Origin of the sequence: Caldicellulosiruptor bescii DSM 6725, assembly GCF_000022325.1 — a bacterium.
In the GTDB taxonomy this organism is placed as follows: Bacteria; Bacillota; Thermoanaerobacteria; order Caldicellulosiruptorales; family Caldicellulosiruptoraceae; genus Caldicellulosiruptor; species Caldicellulosiruptor bescii.
In genome coordinates this window covers 1,252,798-1,273,897 of the sequence record NC_012034.1, presented here as the reverse complement: position 1 = coordinate 1,273,897, position 21,100 = coordinate 1,252,798, and the positions used below count along the sequence as shown (strand labels likewise).

At 35.3% G+C, this 21,100-nt stretch carries 17 protein-coding genes and 3 pseudogenes; 2 read left to right on the top strand and 18 right to left on the bottom strand.

Going from position 1 to position 21,100, the window contains the following annotated elements; translation table 11 throughout:
* Positions 1-2 precede the first annotated feature (2 nt).
* From ATHE_RS05895 to ATHE_RS05860, 8 genes are all read right to left on the bottom strand, one after another.
* A complete protein-coding gene (locus ATHE_RS05895; RefSeq protein WP_015907674.1) occupies positions 3-1,229 on the bottom strand; it encodes an L-lactate MFS transporter in 1,227 nt (408 codons plus the stop codon).
* Positions 1,226-1,753 (bottom strand): 5-(carboxyamino)imidazole ribonucleotide mutase, encoded by a 528-nt coding sequence (gene purE, locus ATHE_RS05890; RefSeq protein WP_015907673.1) that lies wholly within the window; start codon positions 1,751-1,753, stop codon positions 1,226-1,228. Before purE ends, ATHE_RS05895 begins: the two co-directional genes overlap by 4 nt.
* Positions 1,754-1,758: 5 nt before the next feature.
* The gene (locus ATHE_RS05885; protein ID WP_015907672.1) at positions 1,759-2,970 is read right to left on the bottom strand and encodes a 5-(carboxyamino)imidazole ribonucleotide synthase; all 1,212 of its coding nucleotides are present in this window, start codon (positions 2,968-2,970) and stop codon (positions 1,759-1,761) included.
* A gap of 49 nt (positions 2,971-3,019) precedes the next feature.
* Positions 3,020-4,888 (bottom strand): DUF4914 family protein, encoded by a 1,869-nt coding sequence (locus ATHE_RS05880; RefSeq protein WP_015907671.1) that lies wholly within the window; start codon positions 4,886-4,888, stop codon positions 3,020-3,022.
* A 31-nt stretch (positions 4,889-4,919) separates the two neighbouring features.
* On the bottom strand, positions 4,920-5,345 hold the full coding sequence (locus tag ATHE_RS05875; RefSeq protein ID WP_015907670.1) for a hypothetical protein: 426 nt from the start codon (positions 5,343-5,345) through the stop codon (positions 4,920-4,922).
* A gap of 142 nt (positions 5,346-5,487) precedes the next feature.
* On the bottom strand, positions 5,488-5,850 hold the full coding sequence (locus tag ATHE_RS05870; RefSeq protein WP_015907669.1) for a DUF2294 domain-containing protein: 363 nt from the start codon (positions 5,848-5,850) through the stop codon (positions 5,488-5,490).
* A gap of 246 nt (positions 5,851-6,096) precedes the next feature.
* Positions 6,097-7,746 (bottom strand): hydroxylamine reductase, encoded by a 1,650-nt coding sequence (gene hcp, locus ATHE_RS05865; RefSeq protein WP_015907668.1) that lies wholly within the window; start codon positions 7,744-7,746, stop codon positions 6,097-6,099.
* Between the two features lie 49 nt (positions 7,747-7,795).
* Positions 7,796-8,524, bottom strand: coding sequence for an ATP-binding protein (locus ATHE_RS05860; RefSeq protein WP_015907667.1), 729 nt, complete (start codon positions 8,522-8,524; stop codon positions 7,796-7,798).
* Between the two features lie 110 nt (positions 8,525-8,634).
* On the opposite strand from ATHE_RS05860, the gene ATHE_RS05855 reads away from it, so the two are divergent.
* Complete coding sequence (locus tag ATHE_RS05855; RefSeq protein ID WP_015907666.1) at positions 8,635-9,315, top strand: Crp/Fnr family transcriptional regulator; 681 nt, start codon at positions 8,635-8,637, stop codon at positions 9,313-9,315.
* 34 nt (positions 9,316-9,349) lie between these two features.
* On the opposite strand, the gene ftsY is transcribed toward ATHE_RS05855, so the two are convergent.
* The 5 genes and pseudogenes from ftsY to ATHE_RS15475 form a co-directional block, all read right to left on the bottom strand.
* The gene (gene ftsY, locus ATHE_RS05850) at positions 9,350-10,255 is read right to left on the bottom strand and encodes a signal recognition particle-docking protein FtsY (protein WP_015907665.1); all 906 of its coding nucleotides are present in this window, start codon (positions 10,253-10,255) and stop codon (positions 9,350-9,352) included.
* A 6-nt stretch (positions 10,256-10,261) separates the two neighbouring features.
* Positions 10,262-13,795, bottom strand: a complete 3,534-nt coding sequence (gene smc / locus ATHE_RS05845) for a chromosome segregation protein SMC (RefSeq protein WP_015907664.1) — start codon at positions 13,793-13,795, stop codon at positions 10,262-10,264.
* A gap of 176 nt (positions 13,796-13,971) precedes the next feature.
* On the bottom strand, positions 13,972-14,673 hold the full coding sequence (locus ATHE_RS05840; protein ID WP_013430483.1) for a hypothetical protein: 702 nt from the start codon (positions 14,671-14,673) through the stop codon (positions 13,972-13,974).
* A gap of 19 nt (positions 14,674-14,692) precedes the next feature.
* Positions 14,693-15,268, bottom strand: a complete 576-nt coding sequence (locus tag ATHE_RS05835; protein WP_015907663.1) for an amidase domain-containing protein — start codon at positions 15,266-15,268, stop codon at positions 14,693-14,695.
* A gap of 573 nt (positions 15,269-15,841) precedes the next feature.
* Positions 15,842-15,979 (bottom strand): annotated as a pseudogene (locus ATHE_RS15475) (ISNCY family transposase); the annotation flags it as partial.
* 140 nt (positions 15,980-16,119) lie between these two features.
* On the opposite strand from ATHE_RS15475, the pseudogene ATHE_RS05830 reads away from it, so the two are divergent.
* Positions 16,120-17,353 (top strand): annotated as a pseudogene (locus ATHE_RS05830) (IS256 family transposase).
* A gap of 7 nt (positions 17,354-17,360) precedes the next feature.
* Here the strand turns inward: ATHE_RS05830 and ATHE_RS05825 are convergent.
* The 5 genes and pseudogenes from ATHE_RS05825 to ATHE_RS05805 all read right to left on the bottom strand — a co-directional run.
* Positions 17,361-17,924, bottom strand: a pseudogene (locus ATHE_RS05825) (PLP-dependent cysteine synthase family protein); the annotation flags it as partial.
* Positions 17,925-18,077: 153 nt separating this feature from the next.
* On the bottom strand, positions 18,078-18,338 hold the full coding sequence (locus ATHE_RS05820) for a stage V sporulation protein S (protein ID WP_013430486.1): 261 nt from the start codon (positions 18,336-18,338) through the stop codon (positions 18,078-18,080).
* A gap of 106 nt (positions 18,339-18,444) precedes the next feature.
* Positions 18,445-19,287, bottom strand: a complete 843-nt coding sequence (pstA, locus tag ATHE_RS05815) for a phosphate ABC transporter permease PstA (protein ID WP_015907661.1) — start codon at positions 19,285-19,287, stop codon at positions 18,445-18,447.
* A complete protein-coding gene (gene pstC, locus ATHE_RS05810) occupies positions 19,284-20,138 on the bottom strand; it encodes a phosphate ABC transporter permease subunit PstC (protein ID WP_015907660.1) in 855 nt (284 codons plus the stop codon). The genes pstA and pstC overlap by 4 nt, the downstream gene beginning before the upstream one ends.
* A 31-nt stretch (positions 20,139-20,169) precedes the next feature.
* Positions 20,170-20,988 (bottom strand): phosphate ABC transporter substrate-binding protein, encoded by an 819-nt coding sequence (locus tag ATHE_RS05805; RefSeq protein WP_015907659.1) that lies wholly within the window; start codon positions 20,986-20,988, stop codon positions 20,170-20,172.
* Positions 20,989-21,100: the final 112 nt, after the last annotated feature.

The following is a 21,100-nucleotide window of genomic DNA, read 5'->3' as shown; positions in this document are numbered from 1 at the left end:
TTTTATTCATATTTTCTGGTTGGTTTTAAGTAAAAAAGAATAATTATGATTCCAATAATTGATAATATGGCTGTTATATAGAAGTTAAATATATAACTCCCAAAAATATCTCTTATTTTTCCAGACATTAAGTTTCCTAAAAGAGCCCCTACCCCGTATCCTGTAAATAGAATACCATAATTTTTACTATAGTGAATTGTTCCAAAAAACTGTGCAGTTGCAGTTGGTGCGATTGAGAGCCAGCCACCTAAGCTCAACCACAACAAACTAAAAGTTATCATAAATAAAAGAGTCATTTTTTCTTTTGCAAAAAGCATACCCATCGATGCCAAAAACATTAAAGAAAAATTAAATATTGCCGCAAACCTCGGTGTAATTTTATCAACAAGCCATCCAAAAAATGGCCGACCAATCCCGTTAAATATAGCAAATATAGAAACTGACAAAGCAGAAGTTTCAGCTGATAACTTTATTATCTCCTGCCCAACAGGGCTTGATATTCCAATTGCCATCAGTCCACTCAGTGTTCCTATAACAAAGCAAAACCAAAGAGCCCAGAAAGTTTTTGTTTTTACCATCTCAGAAGGAGAATAAGAAAGTTTATCTTTTTTGGTCTTAAATTCTTCATCAGTTTTCACTTCTCTAAATGGAAACTTTAATGGGATTGATAATAAAATAATAATAATCAGAAAAACTACTCCTAATATTTTAAATGTCAAAAGAGGACCATACATCTGTATAAGTTTTCTTGCAATAGGTGCTGTAATAAGAGGTGACATGCCAAATCCTAAGACAGTTAGTCCAACCGCAAATCCTCTTTTGTCTTCAAACCATTTTGCAGAAACTGCAATTGGTACCCCATACGCAATTCCCACGCCAGTTCCAGCAATAATTCCATATCCCAGAATCAGATTTATCAAACCATTAGAAAAACCTGCCAAAATCCAACCAATACCAACTAAAATTCCTCCAACTATTGATACCATCCGTGGTCCAAACTTATCTAAAACCCTTCCTGCAAGCGGCATCAAAATAGCATAGAATACAAGAAAAAACATGTATGGCAAACTACTTTCAGTTGCACTTAGTTTAAATAATTGCTCCAGCGGTTTTCTAAACACACTCCATGAGTATACAGAACCAAGGCATAAATTAATAATGAGTCCTAACAATATATAAATATAACGTCTTTTGTTGGCTACAAAATTTTCAGGATGATTTTTTATCATCCCTCCTGCCTCCTCTTAAGATATTCTTCATACCCAACGCCTTCTAAGTTTTTAGCTTTTTCTTCTACTTCTGATCTCATTTTTTCTTTATATTCAATTACCTTTTGTCTGACATGGGGATACTTTATACTCAGGATTTGAGCTGCTAAAATTCCGGCATTTTTAGCATTATTAATTGCAACAGTGGCAACAGGCACTCCTGCTGGCATCTGCACAATTGACATAAGAGAATCCAGACCATTTAAAGAAGAAGTTTTTACTGGAACGCCAATAACCGGCAAAGATGAAATTGAAGCAACCATGCCAGGAAGGTGTGCAGCGCCGCCAGCCCCAGCAATAATAACTTCTATACCCCGTACTTCTGCCTCTTTTGCATATTTGAACATCCTCTCAGGAGTCCTGTGAGCAGAAACAATTGTTATCTCATACTCTATCTCAAAATCTTCTAAAACCTTTGCAGCCTCTTTCATAACAGGAAGGTCAGAATCGCTCCCCATAATGATACCAACAAGTGGTTTTTTCATTAAAATTACACCTCCGCTTTAATTTTGAGCACTTCTTTTACTCTCTTTGCTTTTTCAATTGCTACTTCCAAGTCGTCATCAAGTATTGTCACATGCCCCATTTTTCTAAAAGGTGCTGTCATCTTCTTACCATAGAAATGAAACGAAACTCCTTCTATAGACAAACTTTCTGCCAAGCCCTCTATCTTTGGTCTTCCCTTATAATCTTTTTCGCCCAAGAGGTTTATCATGACAGCCGGTGAAAGTTGCTTTGTAGACCCGAGCGGCAAGTCGCAGATTGCTCTCAAGTGCTGTTCAAACTGACTTGTCACGCATGCTTCTATTGTATAATGTCCAGAGTTATGTGGTCTTGGAGCAACTTCATTTATTAAAATTTCGTCATCCTTTGTTAAAAACAGCTCAACTCCAAACACACCAACACCGTCCAGCACTTCAACCACCTTGATTGCTACTTCTCTTGCTCTTTGTGCTATCTTTTCGTCAATCCTTGCAGGCGCAACTAAAAAATCAAGAATGTTAGCTGACTGCTCAAAAACCATCTCAACAACAGGATAGCTTTTAACATCTCCTTTTTTGTTCCTGGCAACCATCACTGCCAATTCCTTTTTTATGTCAACTAACTCTTCTACAAAAGATTCTGTCTCAAGTACTTTATTTAAATCCTCTTTGTCCTTTATTACAACAACTCCTCTTCCATCATAGCCGCCTTTTGAAGCCTTCTGGACACACGGGAAACCAAACTTTTTAAAAAAAGATACATCCAAATGAGTTACCTTTTCAAACCTTGGTACGGGAAGGTTTGCACTTTTGAACATTTGCTTTTGTTTGTATTTGTCTTGAATAACCTCTAAACAATAAGGCGATGGATAAATTTGATATCCCTTATCGTAAAGGTCTTTTAACACTGATGTGTTGATATGTTCTATCTCATAAGTGGTGATATCGCTTTTTTCAACAAGTTCTTTTAACTTTTCAGGGTTGTAAAAATCACTTACAATCAGCTCATCAGAAACCGAAGCTGCAGGACACTCAGGGCTGGGATCTAAAGAGATGACATAAAAGCCCATCTGTTTTGCCTTTTGCGCAAGCATCTTTCCCAGCTGTCCGCCACCAATAATTCCAATTTTCTTTATGGGAAAACCAAAAGTGCTGCGATGCATCTCTCTTTTCATCTCTCCTTTCCAAATATAGTTTACCACAAACTCTTCAAAAAACAATAAATGACCTCCCCACAAAATATTCTTTGCAGGGAGGTATTGTTTTTGTCTATTTTATCAAAGATACATAGTCATCTATGCTTCCATCATCCAAGCAGCATTCTATAATTCTTCTTCCAAGTGGGTGTAAATCCAATGTTTTGAATTTTATAATCTCTTTCTTGAAAAATTCTGTCAAAATCTTTGCTCCTTCCATATAGGCTTCTTCTCCAACCTCTTGCTGGAGATCAACCTGGAGTAAAAACTTTGGTATATAAGTTCCTTCAACTTTCATGTATTCAAGTGCCCATCCCAAAAGCGGCAGCTTTGCAGGTTTTAGCTGATCAGGTCTTAATTTAACATTACCTCTTTTTGCTAAGTATTCTCTTGTTATCCACTGTGGCATAAAGCCAACCTTGTATGCACCTATGTGCTGGTTTGGAATGAGAATATACTGAGTTTTTGTAAACTGTAAAATCTGTTCAAGCAAAAGGTTTGCTTGTTTTACCATAAGTCCTGTTGCAAATGGCCAGTAAGAACCAACACCCTCAGAGCTCAAAGCCTCAGCCTGCGTTATACTTGGATTAGCATGACCGCGGGGGCTAACAAGCCTCCACAGCCATGCCAATGCAGGTGGTAAAAGGTGAAACATCCCTATAATACCGTAAGTCGGCTTTTGTTTAGTGCAAGGTGGTGTTCTCACACCAAAGCTTCGTATGTCAACCTCAACAGGTTCATCCACAATGTTCGGAATAAACCTGCGAGGCAAAATAACCCTTGGATTAGGGCAAGGTTTTCCTGGCTCATCCATTGTGTGTTCCCATATAAGACAGGTTGAACCAGGCACACCCTCTAAATTTAAGAATATTAACGGCTCGGGTGGGTGAATGCAAAGCCTCTCAAGCTGTGGGTCTGTACCGTAATGTGGAATATTATCAAGTCTTACAAACCAACCTTGTTCGGCGTCTTTTACAACCATTTTTGAACCCTTTTGAAGGCTGGGATGAACAAGTGCTATATCGTCTGTAACTGGATGTATCTCGCAAGATTCTTTTATTTCAAGGTAAATTCTTTCTTTTGTTATAATATTTTCTCCAAGCAAGACTCTATTGTCTTTTTCTCTATGCATCTGCTGGCACATTTCGCTCTTTCCGCCACCACTTGCTCCCTCGTGCATTATTGTTATCACATTGTCATATGGTGTAACAATCCTGACTGTCGAAGCATGTGCAGCAACCCAGCCTTCCATTTCACCGATGTTTAAAAGCACACCATATACTCCCTTTTTAGCACTTGGTCCTGGGTACAAGTTATATGAAAATATTTCATGGACGCCATTTAACCTATTGTGCACAACCACTTGTTTTCCGTTAAAATGTGTATGTCTAAAAGGTGGAGCTACATATATCACTGCTTTTGGTTCAAAAACATCAATCTTTTCAAATTCGCTTTTTGGAATAAATCCCTGGATATCAGCAAGTGCAAATCCAAAAAATGCGGCATTTAGCGGAGCTATTACAAGAGCAGGATACCCGTGTTCCTTTCCTCCAGCATAAAATCCATATACTACTAATTCTTGTTTTTTCAGCCATTCAAATGTTTCTTTCCTCACTCTTTCAAAATTGTCTCCATAAATGTCTTTATATCGTTGTTTGTCAGTTTCCCCATCATCACCAATAATTAAACTATCTGGGTCTCTTCTTCTCATGTACACATCAGTATAATTTACAACAATACCATTTTTACATCTTGTAACTATCGCCTCAACTACTTCACCCTTACCTTCTACCTCATACTTTACCTCAAACACCATATTATCTTTTCCACCAAGGGATAAATCTATAAAATCAAGTCTCTTTTCTGGCATAATTATTCCCTTGCAGCTGCTTAAAATTTCATACACTTCATCTTTTACCTTTAAGTTTAGAAGCTTGATCATCGCAATATATACCCCCTATCAAGAAAATTTTTCAATTACTCTCAATAAACTCAATCTTCTCAATCAACAGTTTTAGAAGATACCTGTAGTTTTCAATTGCTTCCTTTGTTTTCCTGAAATACTCTCCATTTTCTTTGAAAAATTCCACAACATAATACTCCAAACATTGCACCACAATTTTTAAGTCTTTGAGAAAATTTTTATCTTTCCTTATATAAAAGTTAAGGGTTTTGGTGTTGAGGCGAAATACATCCAACAAAACAAGTGGCAAGGCCCACAGGTCAATGTAACTTCCGTCCCAAAAATACTTATAAAAGAAGCCTGTTAAAAATGGATTTGTCTCACAGTATTCTTTGAAGAATTTCTCTATGAGTATAAAAAATGTTTTTCTTGTAAACAGTTTTGACGCTAAGTCCTGAGTCTTGTGGAGGTTTGCCTCATAAATTTCAGCAAACAATACAAATACCTCCCTAATTTGTATTTACCACCTTTGCAGGGCATCAAAAAAGGCCAATATTTGCAAAGCCTTTTTGCCCTGCAAATATTGGCCTACCTTGCAACTGGCCAATTTATTGGCCCTTTGCTCGGTCTGCCAAATTTTACTGACTCAATTTTTTTTCTAAGTTCTCATTTAAAGTTATTACAATTACTTTTTCACCATTTACTGTGTTCACATCTGAGTAAATGCCAGCAATATCAACATCAACTACCTGTTTTATTAAGTTTGCCAAATCCTCTTTTGCATTCTCAAACAAAGTTGCTCTCACCTTTTTGATAAGTTCAATGCCTTCCTTAGTTTGTGCAAGCTTTTTTTCTGTAGGACTTAAAAAACCAATCAGTCTCACCACAATAATGTCCTCTGTAATTATAGTTTTTATCTGCTTTGGTCCTCTGCCCATGTATTCTATTTCGAACTTGCTTACCGCCTCGCTGATTTTTGCCTCTATCTGCCCCTTGGTCATTTTGCTTTTCCAAAAACCATCCCTGCTTTGTTCAACTTCTTTTTTTAGTATAGCAAAATGAAATTTGCATGTCAATATATTTCAATTAAATTTTTCTGGATGTTGCTAAATCATTGATTATTCTAAATTTTAAAAGCTTAACTTTATATAAATTGCAAGTTTGACTTTTCCATTATGCACCTTTAGATAATAAAAAGGCAGGGCTGTGTATTTTTTTGCACAGCCCTGCCTTCCGTCTCATTTTACTTATTTTTTTGACAAAATTTCGTTCAAATCATTCTCTGGGTTTGAAATAGGTTTTATATTGAATCTCTCTACAAGTACCTGCAGAATATTTGGTGAAACAAACGCTGGGAGCGATGGCCCTAAGTAGATATTTTTAATGCCAAGGGATAGCAGTGTCAAAAGTATCGCTACTGCCTTTTGTTCAAACCATGAAAGAACAAGTGTAAGTGGCAAATCATTTACATCAACCCCAAAAGCCTTTGCAAGTTCAATTGCAATGATGATTGCAGAATATGCATCATTGCACTGACCAACATCTAAAAGCCTTGGAAATTCAGCAACTCTACCAAAGTCTTTCTTATTGAATCTATACTTTCCACATGCAAGCGTCAAAATAAGCGTGTCTTTTGGAGTTTTTTCAGCAAACTCTGTATAGTAGTTTCTACCTGGCTTTGCACCATCGCATCCACCAATTAAGAAGAAATGCTTGATCTGACCACTTTTTACAGCCTCAATTATTTTGTTTGCAACACCAAGCACAGTATTGTGAGCAAATCCAACAAGGATTTTCTTTTCTTCTTCGTCTTCCTGCCAACCACCAAGTTCTAATGCCTTTTGAATAATTGGTGTGAAATCCTTTTTGCCATTTACTTCTTCAATGTGTGCAACACCATCAAACCCAACAACACCCGTTGTAAATATTCTGTCTTTGTAACTGTCGCGTGGTTTTTGCAGACAGTTTGTGGTCATCAAGATACACCCTGGAATGCTGTCAAATTCCTTTTGCTGGTCTTGCCATGCACCACCATAATTACCGACAAGATGTTTGTACTTCTTTAGCTCTGGATAACCATGCGCAGGAAGCATTTCACCGTGTGTATAGATATTTATTCCTTTTCCTTCTGTTTGCTCTAAAAGTTCTTTTAAGTCTTTCAAATCATGACCAGAGACAATTATAAATGGTCCTTTTTTCTTGGAAATCAAAACTTCTGTTGGCCGTGGATGACCAAAAGTCTCAGTGTGAGCTTTGTCCAAAATTTCCATACATTTGAAATTCTTCTTTCCAAGTTCCATACAAAGGTTGTAAAGCTCATCTGTTGACAAGTTGCTGTCCAGCGTTTTTGCAAGTGCCGTAAAGAAGAAATTGTTCACATCATCATCCTTGTAGCCAAGCCTATATGCATGATGAGCATATGCAGCCATTCCTTTTAAGCCATAAATAAGGAGCTCTCTTAAAGACCTGACATCCTCATCAATGTCATCTGCCAGAATTCCAACCTTTTTCCCATCTGTTATCATCTTTTCAACATCTTCTGGTGGCCGATAGTAAACGGCAGCGGGTAGATTATCTAAGTTAGAAACTTGGTTTTTTAGATTTTCTTTCACGCTGTCTGCTTCAAGAATATATCTTACAAATCTTTTCTCATCAAAGTTCACATTTGTAAGAGTAGAAAATAGAGCATCCATCATGAATTTGGTTGTACCTTCGTCAATCTTTTTTCCCTCAGCTAAAATCTTGCTGCCCAAGTATGCAATGCCTTTTAACTGGTATAAGAGCAAATCCTGAAGTGTAGCAACTCTGCTGTCTTTCCCACAAACACCTACCTTTGTGCAGCCTTTCCCACCTGCTGTCTGTTCGCATTGGAAACAAAACATATCAGTTTGAATCATCACAATATAACACCTCCTAAAATATTATCAATTTCTATTTACCCAAAAATTATTCTTTTATACCACCATCAGTGGTAATTGTTACCTCTTGATACGGCAAAATCTTCTGTGCCTGAAGCATAGCTTTTTTAACTATGCTTGCAATACCATTGCAACAAGGAACTTCCATCTTGACAACTGTGATGCTTTTTATATTATGATTCTGAATAATTTCTAAGATTTTTTCATAGTAGTATTCAATATTGTCAAGCTTTGGACATCCTATTATTGTCACTTTTCCTTTCATAAAATCTCTGTGGAAAGACGCATATGCATAGGCAACACAGTCAGCAGCAATGAGTATATGCGCGTTATCAAAAAATTTTGCATAAGGATTAACAAGATTTAGCTGCACCGGCCAGTTAACAAGTTCAGATAACTCTTCTTTGCTCTCTTGTACTCTTTGATTCTTCTCTTCTTGAGCTTCGAGCTTGCTACTTCTTTCAATTATTCTCTCCTGAGAACCAGGACACATACATGAAAACTGCTCACGCTGTTTTTTCTGATTGAGTCTTTCTTCCACAGCCTTTTCATTGAATGGTTTTGCTTCAGCTTCAATTATCTCAATTGCCCCTGTTGGGCAAACAGGTAAACAATTTCCAAGTCCGTCACAGTATTCTTCACTGACAAGTTTCGCCTTGCCATTTACAAGCTCAATCGCACCCTCAATACATGCATTCACACACAGTCCGCACCCATTGCACTTTTCTTCGTTGATCTTCACAATCTTTCTTATCATTTTCAACCATCCCTCTCTGTTTACTTGCAATTATATTTTATATGGTTTAGAATATATTTGCGGTAACATATGTTACAGTTTTATATGCATTTTAAAGAAGGTGAAAACCGATGCATCTTGAAAGGGTATGTCAAAGCAAGCTGTTTAAGATGATGGATCAAAGCGAAATAAAAGAGATATTGGATACCTTTCATATTCTTAAAAAGGATTTTGAAAAAGACCAGGTGATTGTACTTGAAGGTGACGAATGCAGCTTTGTAGGGCTTATACTCAGCGGAATGGTTGAAGTGAAGAAAAGCTCTGTCTCAGGCAAAGAATATACCATAACTACATTGTCACAAGGCGATACGTTTGGTGAAGCTGTCATATTCTCTTCGGCAAACACTTTTCCTGCGACAATTGTTTCAAAAACCAAAACAGAGGTTATATTTATTCCAAAGCATGCCATAATTGAGATGTGCAAAAAGAACGAAAAGTTTTTACACAACTTTTTAAACCTTCTTTCAGATAGAATCCTTCTCTTGAACACTAAACTTAAAGAAAATACGCTTTCTACTTTGAGACAAAAGATTTGTAATTTTTTAATTGAAGAGTACAAAAAACAAAAAACTACAAAATTAAAACTTAATTTGACAAAGCAAGAGCTTGCTAAAATTTTTAATGTGCAAAGGCCTTCACTTTCAAGAGAGCTTATAAAAATGAAAGAAGAAGGACTAATTGATTTTTGGGGAAAAGAGATCTGGGTCAAAGATCTGGAAAAGATAGAGGAGTATTTGTACGAAGATGCATAAAAGGCTGGGTATCTGCCCAGCCGTGTGATTTTTATTAGTTTTCAAAAAGAGCATCTACAAATTCTTTTGCGTTAAATTGCTGAAGATCATCTATCTTTTCTCCCACACCTACAAACTTTACCGGAATCTTTAGCTCATCACAGATGGAAATCACAATACCACCTTTTGCCGTACCATCAAGCTTTGTAAGTACAATTCCAGAAATATTGACTGCCTGATTAAACTCTTTTGCTTGATTTAGAGCATTTTGACCGGTTGTTGCATCAATTACAAGCAAAGTCTCTTTTGCAGCTTCTGGCATTTGCTGATTTATCACCCGGTCAATCTTTTTGAGCTCCTCAATCAAATTTTTCTTAGTATGAAGTCTGCCAGCCGTGTCTACTATCAAAACATCAGCCTTTCTTGCCCTCATTGCTTGGATACCATCAAATACAACAGCTGCTGGATCGCTACCTTCCACATGCTTTATAATGTCACACCCAACCCTTTTTGCCCAAATCTCAAGCTGTTCTGCAGCTGCTGCTCTAAATGTGTCTGCTGCCGCAATTAAAACCTTTTTACCATTTGATTTTAAAAGATTTGCAATTTTACCTATGGATGTTGTCTTACCCACACCGTTTACGCCAACCATCAGAATTATGAGGGGATACTTTTCACTTAATTTGTTTTCAAGATTAATAATGTTCAGCATCTCCTCTTTTAAAAGTTCTTTTACAACTTGAGGATCAAGAATTCTTTCTTTTTTAACCCTCTCTTTGAGATTTTCTATTATTTTTTGAGATGTTTTAACACCAACATCTGAGAGTACCAAAACCTCTTCAAGTTCTTCAAAGAGATCATCATCTATCTGCTTGAATGATTTTAATAAACTCTCCACCTTCTCAGTAAAATTCTTTTTAGTCTTTGAAAGACCTTCTTTAAGTCTATCAATAAATCCCATCTTCTATCATCCTTTCTGTATTTTTTCAATGTTTAGCGATAAAACTTTTGAAACACCGCGTTCTTCCATTGTAACACCATATAGAACGTCGGCAATCTCCATTGTGGGTTTCCTATGGGTAACGATAATGATTTGGCTCTGGTTATTTAAATTCTTTATATACTGGGCAAACCTTTGAACATTTGCCTCATCCAAGCTGGAATCTATCTCGTCTAATATGCACAAAAGAGAACCTTTAAATGTTAAGAATGCGAACAAAAGTGCAATTGCTACCAAAGCCTTTTCTCCACCCGAAAGAAGATTTATATTTTGCAGCTTTTTGCCTGGAGGCTTAACATCAATATCTACACCAAGCTCGCCATCCTGCCCTATGAGCTTCAAATCACAACTTCCTCCGCCAAAAAGCTCAAAGAATATCTCTGAAAACAAACTCTTTATCTTTTCAAAGTTTTCTAAAAATATCTCTTTCATATTTTTTTCAAGATGACTAATAAGTCTTTTTAACTCATCTGTTGTCTTTTGCAAATCTTCAATCTGTTTTTGCAAAAATTGCATTCTTTCCTGTAGCCTCTTCTCCTGATCGATTGAATATAACTTTACTTCCCCCAGTTCAGAAAGCGCCGCTGTGCACCTTTCAAGCTCATCTTCCTTCTCTTTTGACCAAAAAACTTCTCTATTTGAAGTATTGATATCTTCATTAAATGTTTCAAAATATTTTTCTTTTATATTCTTCATATAGTTTTCAACATCATGCTTTTCAAGAGCAATTTGCCCAAGTTTTTTTTCTATCTCCTGAATTTTATTTAAAGCTTCATTTAACCTTTTTTGCTCAGAATTGTATCGGCCAGAAAGTTCAGAGTAATCTTTCTCAAGCCGCTGCAAATTATTTTTAAACTCTTCTGCTTTCTGTTTTTTCTCCTCTATCTCCTCAGAAGTTTGAAAAATTTGCCCCTCAATCTCTTTTATATTCTCTTCACATTTCACCTTCTCATTGGACCTGTACATTTTTTGATTCTCTATCTCAGCCATGTTATAACTTTTACTTTCAAGCTTGTGTTTTAATATAGAAATCTCTGCTTCAATCTTATTCTTTTCTTCTATCGCTTTTGTGAACTTACCATCCAAAAAATTATAATCTTTTTTTAGTTTGCTCAAAGTAGTTTTAAGATTTGAAATCTTTTTTTCCAATCCCTCTTTTGATTTTTTGAGATTCTCTAAGTTTTCCTGTGAAGACTTTATGTCGCATTCAAGTGTTATGAGTTGCTGACCTATCAATTTCTTTTCGTTTTCTAAAGCATCTTTGTTTTGGGCAAGCTGTTTTATTTTGTAGTCATACATCTCAATTTCTCTTTCAAGCTCATTCATTTTCAACAATAAATCATTTAAGTTTTCTTCCGCTTCTTGCTTCGCAGTTTTCAGATCATACAATACTTCACTATTTTTTATAATCAATTTATCCATTTCCTCAAGCTTGGATGAAAGGTTTTTAACATCAAGTTCCAGCTCTTCTTTCTCTACTTTCCTTTCCAGAAGAGAAAAATCAGCTTTCTTCTCACCACCAACAAAAACCCCACCGGGAGAAATTAGTTCTCCCGAAAGTGTAACACACCTTGCCTTATATCCTACCTTTCTTTGATACTCTATAGCTCTGTCGATAGTATCAAAAACTAAGGTCCGACCAAGCAAAAATTCTACTACCTTTCTCAATTCATCATTTATATCAATAAACTCATCTGCAAATCCTAAAAAGCCATCTGCGTTAATATCTTCTTTTTGACTCAAAACCGAAACAGTATCAATAGGTATAATTGTGACCTTGCCAAGTTTCTCATTCTTTGCTATCTCTATTATCCTTTTTGCATCATCTTCATTTTTCACAACAAGGTATTGCAAAGAACTGCTCAGGGCTGTTTCAATAGCTTTTAGATATTCTCTTTTGACAGATATCAAACTTCCCACCGTCCCATACAGACAAATGGGAAGATTTTTTACACGTTTGAAAATTTCCTTGATTGTCTTGCTGTATCCTTCATAGCTCTCTTCCATCATTTTCAAAACACTTAATTTTTCTTGCTTTTTTATCAGCTGTTTTGAAAGATCTTCTACTAAACTTCTGATGTTGGCAAGATGACTCTCTTTTTCTGATACCTGCTGGTTTAAATCTTCAAGTAAAATAACAAGCTTTTTCTTATCATTATCTAATTCTTTAAGTTTTGATTTTTTTGTATCTTGTGCAACGGTCAGTTTTTCAAGTTCATTTAAAATAGCATTTGTCTGCTCAATTATTTTCTCTTTTCTATTTTCTAAAGTACCTGACAAATGCAAAATTCCATTTAATTTTTGGTTAAACTTTTCTATCTGGGATATGCATTCAATTAACTCTGCTTCTTTCTTTTGGATTTCTGATTCTATTTTTGTAATGCTTTCTTTTAAAGCTGTAATTTGTTTTTGTAACTTTGCATAAACCTCTAAAACGTTTCTATGCTCTTCTTCTTTTTCAGAAAGACTCTTTTGCACTTCTTCTATGCTCTTTTTTAAATCCTCTTTTTGCTCCTCAAGCTGTAAAATCTGCCTTGACAAATGGTCCTTAAGTTGCTGTTCGCTTTCAAGCTGCTTTTTTAAAAACTTTAGGCGAGTAGTAGCCTCTGTAAGTTCACTTTTTAATTCATCATAAGATAGTCTTGTTTTCTCTACCTCCTGGGTCAGCAGGTCCATTTGTAATTTGTTCTGATTTATACTTTCTTCAAGTTCTCTTCTCAATTGTATTAGCTTTTCGAGTTCCTCATTTAATTGCTTCTCCTTTGTGAGAAAATCATGATATCTTCTGCCTGTCAAGTTATACTCATAAACATACTTTTCTTTTTTCAAACTTTGGAGTTTTTGATTTATTTGTAGATATGTCTTGGCTTTTTCTACATCTGTCTTAATTTCCTCCAGCTGTGTGCTAAGTTCAAAAATTACATCCTGAAGTCTTTGAATGTTCTCCTCTGTTGCTTTAAGCTTTCTCTCTGTTTCTTCTTTTCTGTACTTATACTTTGTAATCCCACACGCTTCTTCAAAAATCCTATACCTCTCAACAGGCCTTGCATTTATTATCTCATCAACTCTACCTTGGGATATAATAGAATATCCGTCTTTTCCAAGTCCAGAGTCAAGAAAAAGTTCATATACATCTTTCAATCTGCAAGGAATTTTATTTATAAAAAACTCACTCTCACCACTTCTAAAAAGCCTTCTTGTTATCACCACTTCTTGATAATCGATGGGAAGAACCCCGCTTGAGTTGTCAAAACATATAGAAACCTCAGCAAAACCCTGAGATTTTCTCTTCTCTGTGCCGGCAAAAATAAGGTCTTCTTGTTTTGCTGCACGCAAAAGTTTAAGGCTCTGCTCACCTAAAGCCCATCTAATTGCGTCTGTGATATTGCTCTTGCCACAACCGTTTGGTCCAACTATTGCAGTAATGCCTTTTTCAAACTCTATCCTTGTCTTTTCACAAAAAGATTTAAAACCATAGATTTCAAGCCATTTTATGTACATCTTTAGCTCTTCCCCCATAAAGATTAAAACAACAATTATTTTAGCAAAAATATAGGGACAATTCTATACCAGTGTTTCAAAATGATTTTTTAAAAAGATAAACTAAAAGAGGCTATCCATTTGGTTTTAGATAGCCTCTCTCAATTTTATGAATTGATATTATATTTTTGTAATTTTTATGGTTCATACCCAGGGAGAAAATTGAATGTTTCTGAAGTTATTTTCCACTCTCCATTTTCTTTTTCTAAGTTGAAACCATACCTTTCACCAAATTTTACTTTATATTCACGTACTTTCTTAGGTAACTTTTCAGCTTTTTCGATAAACCTTTTCTGTTCTTCAGCTGACATTTTATAACCTTTAGCATTGGTTATTTCATTTAATTCAGAAGGCGGAATTGTATCAGTATCTAAAGCCAAACCTACAGATTTATATTCACCAAATACGTCTACAACAACTGTTGCTTTGTCTCCATTGATTTTTATTTCTAAAAATTTTATATCAGTCATTTTATGTTCAACAGGTTTAAATGAAGAGGGATATGCATCAAAAAGTACAGCATTCTTATAAATTTCCAATCTATTGGCCATCCAGCCGTATTTATTACTATAATACTTTTCACATGCTTGAGTAATTTCCTTTAATTTTCTATTTACAACTTCTTGAGGAATCTGAATGTCAGGTGATTTTGTATATTCTGCAGGATAGTCAAGCATTCCATGTGCTAATTTTAAAGCCCCTATTACTGTTTTCTTTATTTCCTGTTCATTATCTAATTGTTGACTACTTTTTACATTAATAGCAATAATTAATGCGCTGCACAAAATTAGTATTGATATTAAAGAAATAATTAAAGAGAAAATTTTCCTATCCTTCATTCTCAACACCTCTCTCATCTCATTTTGGACGAATTGCTACTATTGTTGTAGTAGTAGCTCTGACATTGTATGGTTTTAAATGCCAAATTGCATGAAATCTATCATAAGTGTGTTGATCTTGAACATTGCCAGTTCTCCCATAAGTAGAATCGTACCCTAAACCTACAGAAACACCAGCATGGTCAAATCTTCCATCTGAATTCCAATCATAAAATAGAATATCACCAGGTTGAAGTACATCATTATAATCATTAAAGCCTATTTGCCCCTCATATTTCCATCTACCTAAAATCGTTCCCCTGGCTGAGTTTGATAGATATCTGTACAAATCATCAGCTACACTCCAAGCTGTTCCCCAATTCCACCACCAAAGAACTTTCTCGCAATACCAACCATTTTGTTTATCAAATGGCAAAGTTCCTCCCTCATGCATTGCTTGAGATGCAAAATTTGTGCAATCTGCGTCAAAACTAGGGTAGTTTGAATTTCTGCTTAGTGCCCAAATATCTGCATATGAAGCAGCCCCAAAGCTATTGTAAGCTGCTTCAACTTTTACGCAATTGAAACAGTTTATCAGAACAAAACAGATAAGCATTAAAGATAGCGCAATGTTTCTTTTTATAGTCTATCCCCTCCATCCACACAAAATACCATGTTTGATTTTAGGCTCTTAAGTATTGCATTTTCAATTTGCTAATGTTGTACTCTTATGTTTCTTAATAATTTCAGCAGAAATATAAATAGTTATACAAAACGGAAATATATTATTTTAGTATACAAAAGTTTTAATGGAATAATATTACCTCTTTGGTAATTTATTTGTCTTTATAATAAAAAAAAGAAAAAAATCAATGTGTACTTTTCACAAAATTCAGAGTTATATTTTATTATCTTTTACCATTTCTGCGACTGGCTTTCAAGCGATATGTAAATATTTTGAATTTAACAACAGAATAAAGGTGTTAAAGAGAAAAGCATAACGGGTTTAGGAATTTCGAGAGGTTCAAAAAAAGGATACTGGTATGTCTTACAAACTAATAAGATAGCAAATGTAAATATTTAAAAATTCATTTTTTAGTATGGAATAGACTTAGTTGATATGTTTTTTTCAATTAAATTAGGTTGTTGAATAAAAAATATTACCAACAATACATAAAATAAACACAAATTATTGATTCCATTCATAAGAAAAAGAAAACTTCTTGCCTTCTAACTTTCTAAGAAGTTGCTCAAACAAAAAAGTAATTAGTATCCAATCAATATACCTTTTATAATTTCTAAATCCCTTGAGCCTCACATTCTCAAGAGGGTGTGTAAATAATTTTGTGTATTTAAGATAAGCCATCCTTCTTGGTAAGTAATCATTCAAAATTTTAGGGAGTTAAAATAAAATTGTGTCCACTGTATAATTAGTATTGAAATAATCACCAAAGGGGGTTCACGATTATGGAGAAAAATGAAATTTTTGAGACCGCTAAAAATATGGCTATCGAACAAGTGCTAAATATGTATTGCTTCCTGTGATGATCCTACTCGCCCAGCTCTAAAACAGCTAAAAGTAAAACTTGCTCGATTGCTTTATGTTATCAGAAAGAACTGTTTACCTTGCTAAAAACGAAAACGACAAAGGCAATGGCTTCTATGAAAGAAAACTTGCAACACCTGCCTAACGTCTTGAAATCTCTGTCCCTCGCACACGCCCTTAGAATTTCCGACCTTCTATTCTCTTCTTTCCGCTACAAAAGAGTTGATAGCTTATCTACTTCCCTGCTTATGTCGCAAGTACCTCAATGGTTACTCTTGAGCGTTCTCTTGTCCAAACTCTTAAAAGCATGAATTTGCCTTATTCTGAAGACGAAATCGAAAAAATCAAAAACGATCTAAAAAACGAGCTTCAACTCTTTAAACAAAGAGAACTTCCTGAAAGTACTTTTGCTCTCATCATTGACGGTTATTCAAAAGCGAAATTAAAGATAACTCAAAAGCTAAACAAGCTACTTGCTATGTTGTCCTCGGTATTGATTTAGAAGGCAAAAAAGATATCTTCGGTATTCTGCCCTTTCTTCGGCAAAGAAAACAAAGCCGATTGGATGAGAGTCTTTGACGACTTAATTACAAAAGGTCTTAAAAAAGTCTTAATAGTCGTAAGCGATGATTTCCCAGGTATAATCGATGCTGCTTAGCTCGCTTATCCCCTTGCCGACCATAAGCTTGTTCACCTTCAACGCAACGTTAGAAAACAATAGTCTTGAGATGATGCTTCTGTTTTCAACAAAGAACTTGATAAATTAAGAACTTCCTCTTCTGACTTCGATGAAGCAGTTTTAAAGTTTAAAGAACTTTGTAATCAATATTCCTCAAAATACCCCAGATTCTTAAAGGGTGTTTGCGAAAAAGCCGAATTTTATCTTGCACATATGAAGTATCCTGAAGATTTAAGAAAGCATATCTATACTTACCTGTGCAGTAGAAAGTGTTAACAGTATAATTGAAAAAATAAGAATAAACTCAGGCGGTTATTTTCAATCTGTAGAAATTTTAGAAATAAACATTTACTTACAAAGAGAAAACTTGCATCGTGGCAAGTGGAAAAACGGAATACCTATTCTTAAAAAATGCAGTTACAATATATTACAGCTCTACAATATGCGCTATTGATGTGGAAACACAAAATTCTTGACAAGTCTCCCCGTTATTGTTCCACCAGTTCCAACACCTGCAACAAATATATCTACCTGCCCGTCCGTGTCTCTCCATATCTCCTCTGCTGTTGTCCTTCTATGAATTTCAGGATTGGCTGGATTTTTGAATTGTTGTGGTATAAATGAATTTGGTATCTGTGCTGCTAATTCCTCTGCTTTTTTTACAGTTCCCTTCATTCCTTCAGCACCCGGAGTTAATACAAGCTCGGCTCCCAAAGCCTTTAAAAGTTTCCTTCTTTCAATACTCATTGTATCTGGCATTGTGAGTATTAACCTGTACCCTTTTGCAGCTGCCACAAAAGCTAATGCAATCCCAGTATTTCCACTCGTTGGTTCAATAATAACAGTGTCTTTATTTATCAACCCTTTTTCCTCAGCATCTCTGATCATTGCGTATCCAATTCTATCCTTTACACTTGATGCTGGATTAAAATATTCTAATTTTGCTATAATTCTTGCTTCTAAATTATTTAACCTGTTATAGTTTGATAGCTCTAATAAAGGTGTATTACCAATGAGATCAGTAAGATTTTTTGCAATCCTTGACATAGTATTACCTCCTATTTTTTACTCCAAGTATTTTTATATAATTACTTGGTTATCTTTGTTTTAATACCTTAAAAAATGTTTGTCAATAGATTTTAGAATAAAAAAAACAGGTAGTGTTTCTACCTGCCCTAACTTGTAAAACATTGATTTTCCTTACCTTGCCTGAACAATAAACTTTATTGCAGTTCTTTCTTCACCATCAATATCAATTTCAGAAAATGCTGGAATTACAATTAAGTCAATACCATTTGGCGCTACTTTTCCTCTTGCAATTGCAATAGCCTTGACAGCCTGGTTTACAGCACCTGCTCCAACTGCCTGAAGCTCAGCAACTCTTTTTTCCTTTATTACTGCAGTCAGAGCTCCTGCCACTTTTTGTGGTTTTGAATTTGCAGCAACTTTTAGAACTTCCATACTCACATTATACCTCCTGAATATGATGTGGTGATTTCATTTAAATATAAAACCGAATTTTATACTATATATAATTCTACATCATTTTAAAAATTCCTTCTTTAATTTATCCTCTGCCCAAAATTCTGTTATACCTTCGAATTATCATGTTTGCAAACGTATTTATTATAAACACAATTACAATGAGCAATGTTGCAGTAGCATATGAATTTAATTTTGAAAGTCCTTCTGAAGAAAGAATATAAAGATGCACAGACATGGTTCTCGTTGGACTAAATATGCTTGTGGGGAAATTTAGCGAACTTCCAGCTGTTAAAAGCACTGCAGCAGTCTCACCTATTGCCCTTCCAACTCCCAAGATAACTCCTGTCAATATCCCAGGCATCGCAGGTGGGATCACAACCTTAGCTATTGTCTGCCACTTTGTCGCACCAAGTGCAAGACTCCCTTCCCTAAAAGACATCGGAACAGTTTTTATAGCCTCTTCTGAAGTTCGTATAATGGTAGGCAGAATCATTATCGAAAGCGTAAGTGCACCTGATAAAATGGACCATCTAAATCCAAGTGCAATTACAAAAAATGCAAATCCGAAAAGTCCATAAATTATAGAAGGTATTCCTGCCAATGTTTCTGTGCCGAATCTTATAAGTTCAACAACTTTTCCTTTCTTTGCATATTCAGTCAAATAGATTGCTGCTAATACCCCTACAGGCGAAGCAATTATAACTGCAAGCAAGGTCACATACAAAGTTCCCACAATAACAGGGAATATTCCTCCGCTTTTGCCCATCTCTTCAGGGTACTGTAGAATAAAGTTTAAACTTATACCTTTTAGTCCATTAGAAATAATGTGAAATACTATAACAATTAATATTACCATGGTGATTAACGTAAAAAGTCCAATTATAGAAAATACAATACCCTGTACAACTTTATTCTTTCTTATCATCTCTCTTCACCAACTTTTCTTGCAATTACATTTGCAATGGTGTTTAAAATCATAATAATTACAAAAAGAACAATTCCGGTTGCAAAAAGCGCCTGAGCATGTTTACCAGACGCATACCCCATCTCAATTGCTATATTTCCTGTCAAGGTTCTTACCTGATCCAAAATACTATTTGGTATTTTTGGACTATTGCCTGCTACCATAATCACAGCCATTGTCTCGCCAATCGCCCTTCCCATGCCAAGAATTATTGAAGCAATAATTCCAGACTTTGCAGCAGGCAAAATAACCCCTTTTATTGTCTGCCAGTGAGTTGCACCAAGGGCTAAAGACCCTTCTTTATACTCTCTTGGCACAGACCTTATTGATACTTCTGAGATGTTAATAATTGTTGGCAAAATCATAATTCCCAAAATTATAGAAGATGCCAAAATAGAAAAACCAGAGCCTCCTAAAAATTTCCTTATTAGAGGAACCACCACAACAAGACCATAAAAACCGTAGATCACAGATGGAATTCCTGCCAACAGCTCAACAAATGGTCTTATAAGCCTTGATATCTTTTCATTTACAAGTTCACCCAAAAATATTGCTGTTGCAATTCCAATTGGTACACCTATAATAATTGCTCCCAAAGTAACATAAATCGAACCTAAAATCATTGGAAAAATCCCAAATTTGCCACTCAAAGGTGCCCATTTTCTGCCTAAAATGAAATTCCAAAGCCCATATTCTTTTATGATTGCAAAACCTTCTTTAAAAATAAAAATGGTGATAAGCAGTACAGAAACTACTGAAATAGCAGCAGCTAAAAACAAAATCATTTCTATGGCACTTTTCTTCTTAGGCATAATAAATCTTACACCCCATTGCAATAAAATACTACTTCACTTTGATGTAATGGTGTTTTTCTACAATGGCCTGTCCTTCTTCACTTAAAGTAAAATCAATAAATTCTTTTACAAGACCTTTTGGTTCATCCTTGGTCAAAAACAGAAAAGGTCTTTGAAGTTTATACTTGCCATTTTTTACATTATCCTCTATCGGTTCCACTCCTTCTATTTTTACAGCTTTAACACTTGAATCCAGCACACCTATTGAGATATATCCTATTGCATTAGGGTCTTGCGAAACAGATTGCTTTACTGCACCAGTTGATGGCTGAACAACTGCAGAATCAGAAATTGAACTACCACCCATCACAAGTTCTTCAAATGCACCACGTGTTCCAGACCCTTCTTCTCGTGTTACAACAACAATCTGCGCATCTTTTCCACCAACATCTTTCCAATTTTTTATTTTGCCTGTATATATATCTTTTATCTGATCTATTGTAAGATTTTCAATAGGATTTGAAGGATGCACAACAATTGCAATTCCATCAACTGCTATCTTGTATTCATGAAGACCTTTTTCTTCTGGTTTTAGTTCTCTCGAAGATGTGCCAATATCAGCAACACCGTCTCTGGCTGATTTTATCCCAACACCTGAACCTCCGCCCTGGACCTCAATTTTGGTGTCTGGGTGTTTTTCCATAAACGCCTTTGCCAAATCGTCTGCCAATGGCTGAACAGAGGTTGAACCCGCAACTGTAATTGAATTTTTAGATTTCTGAGCTTCATTTCCCACATTTTTGCAACCAAAAAGAAGCAAACTCAAAAAAGATAATACAACTACTAAAACAAAAGATTTTTTGAACATTCTTCCACTCCCCATTTTAATTTTTTACATAATTATTTTTACCCTTATGTTTTTGATATATTACGATTTTACACAACTAATGTTAAATCAAATTAAAATGAATGTTAAATCT

Coding starts and splice junctions, on each gene's coding strand:
- ATHE_RS05895 (WP_015907674.1), bottom strand. CDS start 1,229: ATGATAAAAAATCATCCTGAAAATTTTGTAGCCAACAAAAGACGTTAT.
- purE (WP_015907673.1), bottom strand. CDS start 1,753: ATGAAAAAACCACTTGTTGGTATCATTATGGGGAGCGATTCTGACCTT.
- ATHE_RS05880 (WP_015907671.1), bottom strand. CDS start 4,888: ATGATCAAGCTTCTAAACTTAAAGGTAAAAGATGAAGTGTATGAAATT.
- ATHE_RS05870 (WP_015907669.1), bottom strand. CDS start 5,850: ATGACCAAGGGGCAGATAGAGGCAAAAATCAGCGAGGCGGTAAGCAAG.
- hcp (WP_015907668.1), bottom strand. CDS start 7,746: ATGATTCAAACTGATATGTTTTGTTTCCAATGCGAACAGACAGCAGGT.
- ATHE_RS05860 (WP_015907667.1), bottom strand. CDS start 8,524: ATGATAAGAAAGATTGTGAAGATCAACGAAGAAAAGTGCAATGGGTGC.
- ATHE_RS05855 (WP_015907666.1), top strand. CDS start 8,635: ATGCATCTTGAAAGGGTATGTCAAAGCAAGCTGTTTAAGATGATGGAT.
- ftsY (WP_015907665.1), bottom strand. CDS start 10,255: ATGGGATTTATTGATAGACTTAAAGAAGGTCTTTCAAAGACTAAAAAG.
- smc (WP_015907664.1), bottom strand. CDS start 13,795: ATGTACATAAAATGGCTTGAAATCTATGGTTTTAAATCTTTTTGTGAA.
- ATHE_RS05840 (WP_013430483.1), bottom strand. CDS start 14,673: ATGAAGGATAGGAAAATTTTCTCTTTAATTATTTCTTTAATATCAATA.
- ATHE_RS05835 (WP_015907663.1), bottom strand. CDS start 15,268: ATGCTTATCTGTTTTGTTCTGATAAACTGTTTCAATTGCGTAAAAGTT.
- ATHE_RS05820 (WP_013430486.1), bottom strand. CDS start 18,338: ATGGAAGTTCTAAAAGTTGCTGCAAATTCAAAACCACAAAAAGTGGCA.
- pstA (WP_015907661.1), bottom strand. CDS start 19,287: ATGATAAGAAAGAATAAAGTTGTACAGGGTATTGTATTTTCTATAATT.
- pstC (WP_015907660.1), bottom strand. CDS start 20,138: ATGCCTAAGAAGAAAAGTGCCATAGAAATGATTTTGTTTTTAGCTGCT.
- ATHE_RS05805 (WP_015907659.1), bottom strand. CDS start 20,988: ATGTTCAAAAAATCTTTTGTTTTAGTAGTTGTATTATCTTTTTTGAGT.